Raw genomic sequence first — 14199 nt, forward strand, 5'->3', positions numbered from 1 at the left:
ATGTCCCAGCACGTCATCAAGCGCGCCGGTTTCCTCGCCGCCACCATCGGTGTCGCCGGTCTCCTCGGCGCGGGCGTCGCCTCCGCGCACGTCACCGCGAACGTCTACGGCCCGCAGCCGACCAAGGGCGGCTACGCGGCGATCGTGTTCCGCGTGCCGAGCGAAGAGAAGGCCCCGCTCACCACCACGAAGGTCACCGTCGACTTCAAGGCGGACTACGGCATCGGCTCGGTGCGGACCAAGCCGGTCCCCGGCTGGACCGCCGACGTCGTCAAGTCGAAGCTGCCGACGCCGATCACGAAGGACAACGGCACTCAGATCACCGAAGCCGTCACGGCGGTGACGTGGACCGCCCAGGCGGGCAGCGAGCTCAAGGCCACCGACTACCAGGAGTTCTCGGTCAGCTTCGGCCCGCTCCCGACCAACGTGGACCAGGTCGAGTTCCCGGCCCACCAGAGCTACAGCGACGGCAAGGTCGTCGACTGGACCCAGGCGACCCCCGCGGGCGGCGAGGAGCCGGAGCACCCGGCGCCGGTCGTCAAGCTGGCCGCGAAGGCCGCCGAAGGTGACGCGCACGCCAACATGTCGGCGGACACGGCGGCGACCACCGGCGAGCAGACCCAAGCGGCCGCGGCGACGTCGGACAACACGGCCCGCTGGCTCGGCGGAGCCGGCCTGCTCGTCGGCGCCGTCGGCCTCGGCGTCGGGGCCGGCGCGACCATCCGGGCCCGCAAGGCCGCGGCCAAGTCGGGAGGCAACAGCTAAATGCGGAAAGCGCTCGTCGCGCTGGCGTTGACGGTGGTGGCCGTGCTCGGCACGGCCACCCCGGCGCTCGCGCACAACGTGCTGATCTCCTCGGACCCGGCGGACGGCTCGTCCGTCGCCGCCGGCCCGCAGAAGGTCAGCCTGACGTTCGACCAGTACGTGCAGGGCGCGGACGTCAACCAGATCGCGGTGACCGGACCCGGCGGCGGCCAGTGGGCCGAGGGACCGATCAGCGTGGTGAACAACGTCATCAGCGCGCCCCTGCGGCCGCTCGGCCCGGCCGGGAAGTACACGATCGGCTACCGCGTCCTGTCCGCGGACGGCCACCCGGTGACCGGCGAGCTCACCTTCACCCTCACCGCCGCGGGCACCGGCACGCCGGCGACCGTGGACGCGGCGAAGTCGCCGGGCGGCAGCTCCTCGCAGGCGACGTCCCCGGCGTCGTCGTCCACCGGGGTGCCGATCTGGGTCTGGATCGCCGGCGCGGTCGTGCTGCTGGCGATCGGGCTGACCGTGGCCCTGCGTTCGGGCGCCAAGGCCGGTCAAGAGAACCAGTAGAGAAGAAGCCGCGAAGATGACCCAGGCCGAGACCACCGCGAAACCCCGCTATTCGACGCTGCTGTGCGTCGTGACGGCGGGCCTGCTCGGCGCCTTGATCGGCGTCGCCCTGATGGCCACCACCCCGGTCCCCGGCGTGGTGCAGCCGAGCGCGGTGGTCTCGGCCGGCATCCCGGTCGTGCGGGTCCTGCTCGACCTGGCCGCGGTCACGACCATCGGCCTGGCCCTGCTGTCGGTGCTCGTCGGCTACGACCGGCCGAAGCTGACCGAGCCGATCATGCGGCTGGCCCGGCCGGCCGGGGTCGCGGCCGCGCTCGTCTGGGCCACGACCGCGGTCGTCGCGCTGATCCTGCAGACCGCGGAGTACAAGCCCGGCTCGTCGACGCTCTCCCCGGGCGACATCGGCGACTACATCGCCAACGTCGGCGCGGGCAAGGCGCTCGTCATCGTCGCCGCGCTCGCGCTCGTCCACGCCGGGATCGGCGCGCTGGCCCTGCGCTTCGGCGAGAAGGTGCCCGCCGAGGTCCGCGTCGGGCTCGGCCTGTTCGCGCTGCTGCCGCTGCCGGTCACCGGGCACGCGTCGAACTGGAACTACCACGACTACACGATGATCTCGATGGAGCTGCACGTCATGAGCGCCGTCGCCTGGACCGGCGGCCTCGGCGCGATGACCGTGCTCCTCGTCGCGAACCGGACGCTGCTCGCGCACGCGATGCCCCGGTTCTCGAAGCTCGCGACGCTCTGCCTGGTCCTCTCCGCGGCGACCGGGCTGTTCAACGGCCTCGTCGAGATCTCGCTCAACCCGACCATCGGGTTCTGGGCGGCGATCTTCACGACGCCGTACGGGCAGCTCTTCGTCCTGAAGTTCCTGTGCACCGGCGTCATCGCGCTGCTCGGCGCGTACACCCGCTGGCGGCTGATGCCGCAGATCGTCCGGCACAACCGGACGGCCCTCGCCGCGTGGGCGACGCTCGAACTGACCGTCATGGGATTGGCGTTCGGCTTCGCCGTCGTGCTGACGCGAGCGCCGGTCGTCGCGTCCTGAAGCCCTTCCCCGCAGGTAGGACCCGGTTGAGGTCACGGCGAGTAGCTGCAAGTTGCGCATTGGGATTAGGGGTAGACCATTGGGGGCGACCCGTCGGACCGAACTTTCTACCCAGAGCTGACCGCATTTCGGAAGCGACGAACGGTCATTTGCCGTCGTCGAATGCACGTGCAGATTGTGGCGCCGATCACACGAAGTGACAGATAACGATCAACGGTAACGCGTCCACAAGGTGTCCGTCCTGGCATTGCGGAGATCGTCCAGCCGGCGGTAAAGCTCGGGCCGGACCTGCGGCCGGCTGCGCAGGATCGGCAGCACGCTCGTCGTCAGTTTCAGCTCGCGGATGGCCCGGAGCACCGCGAACCCGGACCACGACGTGACGTCGAAGCCGTACGCCGCGGCGAACGTCCGGTAGCGCACCGCCGGGTCGCCGAACCGCTCACGGCCGACCGCCAGCGGCGTCAGGTCCCACTCCGGCGGGCCGACGCACGACGAGTCGAAGTCGCAGAGCACCGGGCCGTCCGGGCCGGGGATGACGTTGCCCGGGTACGCGTCGCCGTGGACCAGGCCACGGGGCAGCGGAAAATCCAGACCGGCCAGCGCGCCCTCGAGCTCGGCGCAGCGGTCGAGCAGGAACGCGCGGTCGTCGGCCGTGAGCTCTTCGGCGTCGGACACCCGGGCCCGCACCGCGGCGAACGGCGCCCACTCGGCGAGCCCTTCGGGCGCGGGCAGCGCGTGTACCTGGCGCAGCAGCCGCGCCAGGTCGGTGGACGTCGCCGAGCGGCCGATGCTCGGCACCTGGTGCCACACGGTCACGAGGTGCCCGCCGACCGGCAGCGGCTGCTCGACGGTGTCGAGCAGCCGGATCGCGGGGACGTCGTGCCGCTCGAAGTGCCGGGCCACGCGGACCACGGTCTCGACGCGGTGCCGGAGCCGGGTGGACCCGACGATCCGGATCACGACAGGCGCGGTGACCAGCGCGTACACCGCGTTGTTGGTGAACCGCAGCAGGCGTGCGCCAGCCGGGTCGAGACCCAGCAGCGCGCAGGTCTCGGCCAGCACTTCACGCAGTTTGCCGGAGGTGAACCGGCCGTCCAAGACGCCGGCGCCTTCGACGTTACGCGGCGTAGAAAGCGTTGAGGCGGTCGGCGAGGTCACGGGCGTCGGCGTTGTTGCGGCGACGCTCGGCCTCGTCCTGCAGGGGCCGCATGCGGTCCTTGACCCGCTCGGACTTGATGCCCTCGGCGCAGTCGATGGCCTTGCCGCCGACCTTGGAGCCGTGGTCGAGGTCGCCGTCCAGCAGGTGGTTGGTCGCCAGCGCGCTCAGCATGAACGTCTTGGAGCGGGCCATCTCGTCGTCGTAGGACTCGACGGCCCTGGTCAGCGCCGGGATCGCGTACTTCGTGTGCTCGGAGTTCTTCTGCGCGAGGACCGTGTGGACGGTGCCGACCATGGCGTAGACGTCGGTCTCGGTGAAGAACTTCACCCACGACTCGGCTTCGGCCAGGTTGGCGCGCTCGAACTCGTCCTTGCTCCGGCCGAGCAGCTTCACCGCCTGCTCCTCGTTGCCCATCATCGCGTAGGCCCAGGCCTCGTTCGCGCAGAGCACGGAGACCGCCAGCTCGGAGCCGGACTCCTGAGCGGCGATCTGGCCCAGCTGGAACAGCTTCAGCGCGTCGTTCGGGGCGTCCTGGTGCAGGTAGACGCGGCCCATGCGGTAGAGCACGTTGGCGACCAGCGGGTGGTTCTCGCCCTGCTTGGCCAGGTCCAGCGCGTTCGCGAAGTGGCCGCGGGCGGAGTCCATCAGCCCGGTGTCGAAGGACGTCCAGCCGGCCAGCGAGTGCAGGTCCGCGAGGGCCACGTACAGCCGGTTCTTGACGATGTCGGTGCCGTGCGCCTCGAGCATCTGCTGTCCCCAGGACAGCTGCGCGACGACGGCGTCGCGGCAGAACCCGCCGCCGTACTGGTAGTCCAGGGCCCGGAGGGCGCGCGTGGCGGCCTCCACCTGGCGCACGTCGGTCATGCCGATGCGCCCGGGCGCCGGCGTCCGCGCCGGTCCCGCCGACCACGTGCCCGATTCCGGACCGAACACCGCCGCACCCATCGTGACCTGGGCGGCGTGCGCGAGGAACCTCCGTCGCTTCACGGACTCGTCCTCCTCAGCCTGCTGGCCGTCGGCGGAGCCGACGACGCGTATCGCCGTGGCCTCGTCGTAGGCGAGGCCCATGTATCCACGGGGGACACCCAGGCCGTCGGCGATCCGCGTGAGGACGTCGTAGGCCATGACCTGGCGACCCTTGAGGATCTCCGACACCTCGGACTGGGACTGGCCGGTCATCGCGGCGATCTGGCGCTGCGAGACACCGTGCTTGCGAAGGAGCCGGTAGACGGCGCTGATCTCGCGGGACGCGAGAGCCGCTCTCATCTCCGGCTGCTCCCACGCGTCAGCGGGAACTGCGTGGCTCTGCCGGGCGTCGGCACTGCCACCGTTACTGGCGTCCATCGCGCCCCCTCCACTGTCCGGTCGGGCGTCTGTGAAACAGCGTAGGCAAACCTGCGGAACTGTGTGAACAGCCGAACTGGCGCCCTGATCGGTCCGGGCGAAGTCCGTTGACCGCTTACCGTGGAACCCGGTCCGGTCACCGCTATGACGCCATTTCGACCTTCTATCGCACCCGGTTTCACCTCACTGTAGTTGTCAGATCTCCGTCACCGCCCGGACACCGGCAGCGATCACGGAGAGCTACGAAAACCGCAGCGTTTATGACAAGGCGATGTTGCAGAAGGCATCTTCAGAGCCCGAGGGGTTCGGAGAAGGCACGACAGAGCGGAGAAGGGCGTGGAGTTCGTGGACTCGTTCGCAGGGGGACATGCCGGTACGGCCACCCGCGCCGTGCGGCCGGTGGTCTCTCCCATCTCCGCCGTCCGCCCGGTCACCCCCGCCGCCGCGGTGGACCCCCGCACCGCGAGCGTCCGGCACTACGAAGGCGGTCAGCTGGTGTGGCGTGTGCAGTGCGGCGACCTCATCAGCCGCGAGCGCGCGGTGACGGTGTTCGTCGAGGACAACCAGGTGGTACTGGTCTCGCCCCCCGGCGAGACCGCGCGGTTGACGTCCGGCCAGCTCGGACAGCTGCGCGCCGCGCTCAACGAAGCCGCCAAAATGGCGGAAAGGTAACGGTGAGCTGATCATGGATCAGGTACTCGGGCAGGTCCTCCGCAATGCGGTCTGGGAGCGCCTCGACATGCTGACCGACCTGGCGACCCGCGCCGACGCCCAGTCGCTCGTCTCGGTCGCGCGCTCCGAACTGCCCCGCTTGACGGAGGCCTGGCGCGCGATGCTGAAGATGCACGAGCCCGACGAGCGCGGTGACTGCCCGACCTGCTCGACCCGGTGGCACCGCTGCAAGGCGCCGTGCTCGGTCTGGCAGGTCGCCCACGAACACCTGGTGGCCGGCGGTCTGGCCCCGCAGCAGCAGTCCTCGGCGGACAGCCGCCTGCAGGGACGCCGCAAGAGCCCGGTCCCGGCGCAGGGCCGGCCGGCTCCGGCGCCCACCGCGGCCGAGACCACCGGTCGCCACGCGCTGGTGAACCCGCGCCGAGCGGTCACGGCCTGACGGACTTCCGGGTCGTCGCCACCTCCCGCGGTGACGACCCGCCCCTGATCAGGTGGCCGGCGTTCGCGCACGACAAGCCAACCCGACCCAACCCGACCCGCCCCTGATCCGGCGAGCGCGGCCGACCGATCGCCCCATCGGACCCGCGCCGGCTCTCGCCCCGGCCGGGGACTGTTTCGCCCGCACCCCCGAGCAGTGCGAACCAGTCCTCGGCCGCCCTAATCCGGTCCCCACCGCGATTAATCGAAAAAATTACGCGTTAGGCCTAGCCCAGGCGGTAATCCCCCGCTAGATTGATCATCGAAGAGGCCTGGACCACTGGTTCGCCTCGACGTGACCCGCCTGTGAGCGGCCCCTGAATTCCGCGGGCCGGTGCCGTTGCACTCCCCTCCCCCGACCGGCACCGGCCCGCGGTTCCACTTTCTTCAGCGAACTGCCTTCACGCGGAGCACCAGCACCGCGGCCAGCAGGGTCGCGACGGCCGAAGCCGCGAACAGTCCCGAGTAGCCGCCCAGGTAGGCGAGCACGAGCGGGGTCAGCAGCGGGGCGACCACCTGCGGCAGCGAGTTCGCGATGTTGATGACACCCAGGTCCTTCGCCCGGTCCTGCGCCGTCGGGAGCACCTGCGTCAGCATCGCCAGCGCGACAGCCATGTACGCGCCGAAGCCGACGCCCAGCAGCGGGGACGCCACGAGCGCGACCGTCCAGCTCTGCCAGATCACCAGCAGCAAAGCGGCCAACGCCATCACACCGGACGCCGCAAGGACGTACGGCTTACGCCGTCCGGACTTGTCCGAGAAGTGCCCGGCGAGCACGGCACCGATCACGAGCGCGACGCCGTACAGCCCCATCATGATCAACAGGCCGGTGTCCGGGTCCGGGTAGTGCACCGCGTCCTTGAGGAAGAACAACAGGTAGAGCGTGCCGAACGCATTGCCGAGGTTGATCATGAAGTGGCACGACCACGCCCACGCGAAGTCCGGGTGCCGCCGCGGCGAGACCCAGAGGTTGCGCAGGACCTCGCCGGCCTGGGACGACGGCCGGTGTTCGACCGGCAGGCGCGCGTCGGGCGTCCGCAGCACGAAGAACGCGGCGCCCACGACGACGATCACCGCGCAGACCGCGTACGCCAGCGGAATCCCGGCGATCCCGAGCATCACGACGACCACGACCGCGCCCAGCACCGTGCCGAGCATCTGGGCGATGCCGACCAGCCCGCCGACCTGCGCGCGCTGCCCGACCGGGACCCGGTCGGCGATGGCGGACATGAGCGTGGCGAGCATGCCGTTGAGCCCGGCCTGCACGAGGCACCAGCCGACGATCAGGAGCGCGACGTCCGGCGCGAACGCCAGGACCAGCAGCCCGGCGGCCGCGACGACCGCGCCGATCACCGTCCACGGGTGGCGGCGGCCGAAGCGCGAGCACGTCCGGTCGGACAGCAGCCCGACGGCCGGGTTGACGATCAGGGCCACGACCGCGCCGACGCCCATCACCAGGCCGAGCACGAACTCCTTGTTCACCTGGTCGAGCAGCTCGGCCTGCTGCGGCAGCAACACCTGGATCGGCGCGTAGATCCCCAGCCAGAGCGCGATGTTCGCGAAGAACAGCAGGCTCATCCAGCCGGGCCGCACCCGCACGACGGGTTCGGCGAGGGCTTCCGGCAGCCCGGTCGCCTCGGTCGTTTCACTGCTCATCCCGCACCAGCTTCCGATACCAGTGGAACGAGTCCTTCGGCGTGCGCCGCAAGGTTTCGTAGTCGACGTGCACCAGGCCGAAGCGCGGCGCGTAGCCCTTGGACCACTCGAAATTGTCCATCAGGGACCAGCAGAAGTAACCCCGGACGTCGACGCCGGCGTCCATCGCCTCGCGCAGCGCGACGAGGTGACTGTGCAGGAAGTCGATGCGCTCGGGGTCGTGCACGCCACCGTCCTCGGCGACGACGTCGGCGAAGCTGCAGCCGTTTTCGGTGATCTGGATGGGCGGCAGCTTGTCGCGGTAGCGCCGGTGGAAGTCGAGCAGCAGCTCACGCAGGGCGTGCGGGACGATCGGCGAGTCGTTGGTCGTCATCGGGTAGCCCTCGACCGGGCGAAGGTCGAAGGGCAGCGGGTTGCCCGGGCTGGGCTTCGCGACACCCTGCGGCTCGTAGTAGTTGACGCCGTAGAAGTCGAGCGGCTGCGCGATGGTCGGCAGGTCGTCGGCGAACCCGGCGGGGAGGTGCTCGTGGAGCTGCTCGGGATAGCTGCCGAGCAGCACGGGGTCGGCGTAGAGCCGGTTGAGCAGCGCGTCGAGCCACTCGGCGGCTGCTTCGTCTTCGGGAGAGTCGTCAGACGGCCAGATCGGCGAGTGGTTGTTGGCCGTGCCGATGTTCGTCGCACCGGCCGCCCGGATGGCCTGGACGGCGAGACCGTGCGCGAGGTTCTGGTGGTGCGCGGTCGGGATGGCGTCGAGCAGGAGCGTCTGGCCGGGCGCGTATTCGCCGATCGCGTAGCCGAAGATGGACATCACCATGGGCTCGTTGAGCGGAATCCACAGCTTCACCCGGTCGGCGAAGCGTTCACCGAGGATGTGAGCGTATTCGGCGAAGCGCTCAGCGGTCGTGCGGGAGAGCCAGCCGCCCTCGTCTTCGATCGCTTGCGGGGTGTCCCAGTGGTAAAGCGTGACCGCGGGGGCGATGCCGGCCTCGCAGACGGCGTCGATGAGCTTGTCGTAGAAGCCGAGGCCTTCGGCGTTGGGCGCGCCCTTCCCCTCGGGCTGGATGCGGGGCCACGCGATGGACATCCGGTAGGCGCCGACACCGAGCTCCGCCATCAAGGCGATGTCTTCCGGGTAGCGGTGGTAATGGTCGGCGGCTACGTTTGCGGTCTCATCGCGCGCGATCTTGCCCTCGGTCGCGGTGAACGTGTCCCAGATGGACGGTCCGCGCCCACCTTCGCTGGTGGCGCCCTCGATCTGGAACGCCGAAGTCGAAACACCCCAGAGGAAGCCGGGCGGGAAGATCGGGTTCTGCACCGGTGCTGACCCCTTCGTCAGGCCACCCGTACGGGTGAACATGAAAAGTTCTCATATACTAGGTCTTCACTCGTCCGTGGGGAAGCCCGTCGGCACGATAAAGTCCCAGATCAGACGAGGAGGAGCGCCGTGTCCGACATCCAGGCCGCGAAGGTGCCGGCAGAAGCCACCCCCTTGCGCCGTCAGCCGGTCCAGCAGCGAAGCGCGAAGCGAGTCGAGCAGATGCTCGACGCCAGCGCGGCGCTGATCGACGAACTCGGTTACGACGCACTCACGACGACCTTGATCGCCAAACGAGCGGGCGTGGCGGTCGGTTCGCTGTACCAGTTCTTCCCGGACAAGCGAGCGGTCGTGCAAGCGCTTACCGCCCGGAACCTGGAGAGGTTCGTCGGCGCGGTGAACGAGCGCCTGAAGCAGCTCGGACCGGAGCACTGGTGGGACGTCGTCGACTCGATCCTCGACATCTACCTGGAGATGCACCGGTCGGTGCCGGGCTTCTCGAAGGTCCACTTCGGCGACATCATCGACCGCCAGCTGCTGGACGAGACGCGCGACAACAACACGGTGATCGTCGATTCGCTGACGGAGATCCTGACCGCCCAGGTCGACCGGCCGATGGAGGACCTGCGCTTCGCGATCACGATCGCCAACGAGGTCGCCGACGCGCTGCTGAAGCTGGCGTTCCGGAAGGAGCCCAGCGGGGACGAGAAGATCGTCGCCGAGGCGAAGTACGTGGTGAAGGGGTATTTGGCGGCTCGGTTCGGGGAGCAGTCCTAGCTGTCCACAGAAGTTGTCCACAGGTATGCACAGCTGTGGACAACCACGTGGTTCGAAGCAGCGCCTGAACGTCTTGAAAGACTCTTTCATGTCGTCGGACGAGGTGAACGAGTCTTTCACCTCGTCTCGGCGGCGGCGGCGCGCTCCTTGAGCGGTGTCGGCCGTGTGCCCGATCGCAAGCCTGAAGGCACCCGTCCGGGCGGGGTGCGCGGCTTGGGTAGGCCGCGAATGACTCATTCGGGACCTCGGATGTCCCGAATGACTCAGCCGAAGTTCTGGTGCTCGCCTCGGTAAGTCGGGACCGTGCGCTCCACCCGGTCGCCCAGCACCAGGTGGTAGTGCGTGAAGCGCTCTGCCAGCTCGCCTGCCTTGGCGTGCCTCAACCAGACGCGGTCGCCCAGGTTCAGTGATCGCGCGGCCCGGCCCGTCACCGGGGTCTGGACCTCGCCCGCTCCCTCGAAGCCCAAGAGCTTCAGGCCTGTCGGGAGGTACGGCGTCGGCTGGCGCGAAGGACCTGTGGGCCCCGAAGCGATGTAGCCGCCGGAGTAGAGCGTCGCGATCTTGCGCGTCGGGCGCCGGACGACCGGTAAAGCGAACAGCGCTGCCGGGCGGGGCTTGAAGCGCGTGTAGCCGTCGAAGAGTGTTGGGCCGATCAGGCCTGAGCCCGCTGCGATCTCCGTGACCACCGCGTCCGCGCCCGTCGACTCGATGCTTCCCGTGCCGCCGCCGTTCACGAACTCCAGCGGGGTCACCGCCTGGACCGCGCGGACCGCTTCGCCGCGGCGGCGGTTCAGCTCCGCCGCCGAACGGCGTTGCATCCAGCCGATCACCGCCTGGTTCACCCTGCGGCCGGCCGCGTCGCCGAGGCCGGCGATCTGGCCCTCGTACGCCATCACGCCCACCAGGCGGAAGCCCGGCCGGTCCACGACCTGCTGGGCGAACGTCGATGCCTGCTTCGGCGTGAAGATCGGGGAACGCCGGGTGCCGACGTGGACTCCCGGCAGCGGGCGCCACGACGCGTCCAGCTCCAGGCACACCCGGATCTCCGGGTGGCCGTGGCCGAGGGCGGCGTCCACCAGATCCAGGTGCGCGGGCGAGTCGACCATGATCGTGATGGCCGCGCGCGCGAGATCGGACGTGGCCAGGCGCCGGAGGGCTTCGTGGTCGGCCGTCGGGTAGGCGACGACGATGTCATCGGTCGTGCCCTGCTCGACGTGCCAGATCGCTTCGGCCAGCGAGTAGCACATCAGGCCCTCGAAGCCCGGCATCGCGAGCACGCGCTCCAGCAACGCCCGGCAGCGGACGGACTTGCTGACCACGCGGATCGGCTTGCCCGCCGCGCGGCGGTGGAGGTCGCCGGCGTTCGCGTCGAAGGCCGTCAAGTCGACCACGGCCAAGGGTGGATCGAGGTCCTTGGTCGCCAAGTCGTACACCGTCGCACTGGTCACGAGGTCTAAAGTACGACAACAAAGCTTGAAACGCGAATACTATTCACTTACTGTCTCGGACATTCGATCGATGGAGGGGGCGCGCATGACCCGGTGGACCAACTGGGCGGGCACGGCGTCCGCCTCGCCGCAACACGTTCACCAGCCGCGCAGCGCGGCGGAGATCGCTGCGGCCGTCGAAGGCATCGCCGCGGCCGGCCGGACCGTGCGCCCCTGGGGCAGCGGACACTCCTTCACCGCGATCGCCGTCGCCGACTCCGATGCCCTCGACCTGCGCGGCTGGACCGGCATCGAGCGCGTCGACCTCGAAACCGGGCAGGTCACCGTCCGCTCGGGCACCACGATCAAGCAGCTCAACGCCGAGCTCGACGCGCTCGGGCTGGCCATGACCAACCTCGGCGACATCGACGCACAGACCATCGCCGGCGCGATTTCCACCGGCACTCACGGCACCGGCGCGCGGCTCGGCGGCATCGCCACCCAGATCGCCGCGCTCGAGCTCGTCCTCGCGGACGGCACGGTCGTCACCTGCTCCGCCCAAGAAAAACCCGACCTCTTCGCCGCCGCCCGCGTCGGCCTCGGTGCGCTCGGCGTGATCACCACGGTGACGCTGAAGTGCGAGCCGTCGTTCGTCCTGCGCGCGCAGGAACGGCCGGAGCCGCTGGAGCAGGTCCTCGAGGGCTTCCACGACTTCGCCGACGAGAACGAGCACTTCGAGTTCTACTGGTTCCCCTACGGCAAGAACGCCCTGGTCAAGCGCAACAACCGGTGCGAGACGGCGGAACCGCTGAGCAAGGTCCGCGAGTTCGTCGACTACCAGATCATGGAAAACGTCGCGTTCGGCGGCCTCTGCCGGACGGGCCGGTTGATGCCGCGGCTCGTGCCGTCGCTCGGCAGCTTCGCCTCGAACGTCCTCTCGGCGCGCGAGTACAGCGATCTCTCCCACCGCGTCTTCGTCACCGCGCGCAATGTCCGCTTCACCGAGACGGAATACGCGGTTCCACGTGAATCAGTGCTCGACGTGCTCGCCGAGCTGCGCGCCCTGGTGCCGAAGCTGAAGGACCCGGTGATGTTCCCGGTCGAGGTCCGCGTCGCCGCGGCCGACGACATCTGGCTCTCGACGGCGCAGGGCCGCGACTCGGCCTACATCGCCATCCACCAGTTCACCGGCATGCCGTACCGCGAGTACTTCAGCGCGTTCGAGAAGATCGCCGGCGCGGTCGGCGGTCGCCCGCACTGGGGCAAGATGCACGACCTCGACGCCGGCGTGCTCCGCTCGCGCTACCCGCACTTCGACGACTTCCTGCGCGTGCGCAAGGAAACCGACCCGAACGGCGTCTTCACGAACACCTACCTCGACCGGGTGCTCGGTCCGGCCTAGAACAGGGCCGACACCGATTCGCCGTTGTGGATCCGGCGGATCGCCTCGGCCATGGCCGGCGCGATCGAGAGGATCTTCAGCTTCTCGGCACGTTCCTCTTCGGGCACCGGGACCGTGTTGGTGCAGACGATCTCCAGCACCTCCGCCCGGCTGCCGATCCGCTCGATGGCCTTCGCCGCGAACAGCCCGTGCGTGCAGGCGACGCGGATCGAGCGCGGCTCCAGCTCGGCGAGCTTGTCGAGCAGCTCGATGACCGTGCTGCCCTTGGCGATCTCGTCGTCGAGCACGATGACGTCGCGGCCGGTGATCTCACCGATCACCGAGCTGATCTGGACGCGGTCGTCGGGGAAGCGCTCCTTCGCGCCGGCGGCGACCTGGACGCCGAGGAGCCGCGCGAAGTGCGACGCCTCCTTCGCGTTGCCCAGGTCGGGCGAGACGACGGTGGTGCGCGAGAGGTCGTACTGGCGGAAGTGCCTGGCCAGCTCCTGCAGTGCGTGCAGGTGGTCGACCGGGACGCTGAAGAAGCCGTGCACCTGGGGCGAGTGCAGGGTCATCGCGAGCACCCGGTTCGCGCCGGCCGTGGTCAGCAGGTCGGCGACCAGGCGCCCGCCGAGCGAGATGCGCGGCGCGTCCTTCTTGTCCGAGCGCGCGTACGAGTAGTGCGGCATCACGGCGGTGATCCGGGACGCCGAGGCGCCGCGCGCCGCGTCGAGCATCAGCAGCAGCTCGACGAGGTGTTCCTGCACCGGCTTGACCAGCGGCTGGATGATGAAGACGTCCCGCTCGCGGCAGTTCGCCTGCAGCTGCACCTCGAGGCAGTCGTTCGCGAACCGCCGGATCTCCGTCGGCTGCAACGGGATGCCCAGTTCGGCGCAGATCTCTTCGGCCAGCTCGGGGTGCGCGCTCCCGCTGAAGACGGCGATCTCTCTCGAGGCCTCGCTGATCACAGCGCGGAGATCGCTTCGGCGATCGCGGTCTCACCGGAGATCAGCGTCAGGGTGCGACGCGCTGTTTCGGGCGCGTCCAGCAAGCCGACGAGCACCGCGGCGACGTCGTCACGCGGGATCGGGCCGCGGTCGGTCCGCTCGGCGAGCAGCACCAGGCCGGTGCCTGCGTCGTCGGTCAGCGCGCCCGGGCGAAGGATGGTCCAGTCGAGGTCGCGGGCCTTGAGGTCGTCTTCCGCCGCGCGCTTGGCGCGCAGGTAGTGCCGGAATTCCTCGGTGCCCTCGGGGTTCTCCGGGTTGTCGGCACCAATTGAGCCCACCTGGACGTGCCGCCGGACGCCGGCCTGCTCGGCCGCGTCGGCGAAGAGCGCGGCGGCACCGCGGTCCACAGTGTCCTTGCGGGCGGTCCCGCTGCCCGGGCCCGCGCCGGCCGCGAAGATCGCGGCGTCGGCACCCTTCAGGACCTCGGCGACAGCGTCCACATCGGAGTTCTCCAGATCGAGGACGACGGCTTCGGCACCGGCCGCCTCGAGGTCCGCCGCGTGGGCGGGATTGCGGACGATCCCGACCGCCGCATCACCGCGCGCGGCGAGCAGCCGCTCCAGTCGCAGCGCGATCTGACCGTGTCCACCTGCAATGACGACTCGCATGAAGCGGA

Annotated in this window: 14 protein-coding genes; 7 read left to right on the forward strand and 7 right to left on the reverse strand. The window is 69.6% G+C overall.

The features are described 5' to 3' along the window. Genes AB0C38_RS01710 through AB0C38_RS01720 form a run of 3 tightly spaced genes read left to right on the forward strand, consistent with a single transcriptional unit; the run spans window position 1 to window position 2368 of the window. Window positions 1-765 (forward strand): YcnI family protein, encoded by a 765-nt coding sequence (locus AB0C38_RS01710; RefSeq protein ID WP_360664857.1) that lies wholly within the window; start codon window positions 1-3, stop codon window positions 763-765. After that, the gene (locus AB0C38_RS01715; RefSeq protein WP_360664860.1) at window positions 766-1323 is read left to right on the forward strand and encodes a copper resistance CopC family protein; all 558 of its coding nucleotides are present in this window, start codon (window positions 766-768) and stop codon (window positions 1321-1323) included. It abuts the gene before it with no gap. A gap of 16 nt (window positions 1324-1339) precedes the next feature. Continuing rightward, complete coding sequence (locus tag AB0C38_RS01720) at window positions 1340-2368, forward strand: CopD family protein (protein ID WP_360664863.1); 1029 nt, start codon at window positions 1340-1342, stop codon at window positions 2366-2368. Between the two features lie 210 nt (window positions 2369-2578). Here AB0C38_RS01720 and AB0C38_RS01725 read toward each other — a convergent pair whose 3' ends face one another. Together AB0C38_RS01725 and AB0C38_RS01730 are read right to left on the reverse strand one after the other, a co-directional pair. Then, entirely contained in the window at window positions 2579-3466 is an 888-nt protein-coding gene (locus tag AB0C38_RS01725) for an aminoglycoside phosphotransferase family protein (protein ID WP_360664866.1), read from the reverse strand. A gap of 19 nt (window positions 3467-3485) precedes the next feature. Further along, window positions 3486-4871: a helix-turn-helix transcriptional regulator gene (locus AB0C38_RS01730; RefSeq protein ID WP_360664869.1), complete on the reverse strand. Its 1386-nt coding sequence runs from the start codon at window positions 4869-4871 to the stop codon at window positions 3486-3488. Between the two features lie 336 nt (window positions 4872-5207). Here AB0C38_RS01730 and AB0C38_RS01735 point away from each other — a divergent pair, with 336 nt between their 5' ends. Continuing rightward, complete coding sequence (locus AB0C38_RS01735) at window positions 5208-5543, forward strand: hypothetical protein (RefSeq protein ID WP_286000676.1); 336 nt, start codon at window positions 5208-5210, stop codon at window positions 5541-5543. 13 nt (window positions 5544-5556) lie between these two features. After that, window positions 5557-5982, forward strand: coding sequence for a hypothetical protein (locus AB0C38_RS01740; protein ID WP_360664872.1), 426 nt, complete (start codon window positions 5557-5559; stop codon window positions 5980-5982). Between the two features lie 425 nt (window positions 5983-6407). On the opposite strand, the gene AB0C38_RS01745 is transcribed toward AB0C38_RS01740, so the two are convergent. After that, entirely contained in the window at window positions 6408-7676 is a 1269-nt protein-coding gene (locus AB0C38_RS01745; RefSeq protein ID WP_360664875.1) for an MFS transporter, read from the reverse strand. Further along, window positions 7666-8991 (reverse strand): GH1 family beta-glucosidase, encoded by a 1326-nt coding sequence (locus AB0C38_RS01750; protein ID WP_360667430.1) that lies wholly within the window; start codon window positions 8989-8991, stop codon window positions 7666-7668. Before AB0C38_RS01750 ends, AB0C38_RS01745 begins: the two co-directional genes overlap by 11 nt. Before the next feature lie 129 nt (window positions 8992-9120). On the opposite strand from AB0C38_RS01750, the gene AB0C38_RS01755 reads away from it, so the two are divergent. Then, the gene (locus AB0C38_RS01755) at window positions 9121-9768 is read left to right on the forward strand and encodes a TetR family transcriptional regulator (protein ID WP_360664878.1); all 648 of its coding nucleotides are present in this window, start codon (window positions 9121-9123) and stop codon (window positions 9766-9768) included. 263 nt (window positions 9769-10031) lie between these two features. Here AB0C38_RS01755 and AB0C38_RS01760 read toward each other — a convergent pair whose 3' ends face one another. Further along, window positions 10032-11216 carry an amino acid deaminase/aldolase gene (locus AB0C38_RS01760; RefSeq protein ID WP_360664881.1) on the reverse strand — a complete coding sequence of 395 codons (1185 nt, stop codon included), beginning with the start codon at window positions 11214-11216 and terminating at the stop codon, window positions 10032-10034. Between the two features lie 85 nt (window positions 11217-11301). Between AB0C38_RS01760 and AB0C38_RS01765 the strand changes: the two genes are divergently transcribed. Then, a complete protein-coding gene (locus tag AB0C38_RS01765) occupies window positions 11302-12597 on the forward strand; it encodes a D-arabinono-1,4-lactone oxidase (protein WP_360664884.1) in 1296 nt (431 codons plus the stop codon). Here AB0C38_RS01765 and AB0C38_RS01770 read toward each other — a convergent pair. Together AB0C38_RS01770 and AB0C38_RS01775 are read right to left on the reverse strand one after the other, a co-directional pair. Further along, the gene (locus AB0C38_RS01770) at window positions 12594-13544 is read right to left on the reverse strand and encodes a ribose-phosphate pyrophosphokinase (protein ID WP_360664887.1); all 951 of its coding nucleotides are present in this window, start codon (window positions 13542-13544) and stop codon (window positions 12594-12596) included. The two genes, AB0C38_RS01765 and AB0C38_RS01770, sit on opposite strands and share 4 nt — an antisense overlap. Beyond that, a complete protein-coding gene (locus tag AB0C38_RS01775) occupies window positions 13541-14191 on the reverse strand; it encodes an SDR family oxidoreductase (protein WP_360664890.1) in 651 nt (216 codons plus the stop codon). The genes AB0C38_RS01770 and AB0C38_RS01775 overlap by 4 nt, the downstream gene beginning before the upstream one ends. Between the last annotated feature and the right edge of the window lie 8 nt (window positions 14192-14199).

The sequence above is a fragment of the Amycolatopsis sp. NPDC048633 genome (assembly GCF_040650695.1).
In the GTDB taxonomy this organism is placed as follows: domain Bacteria; phylum Actinomycetota; class Actinomycetes; order Mycobacteriales; family Pseudonocardiaceae; genus Amycolatopsis.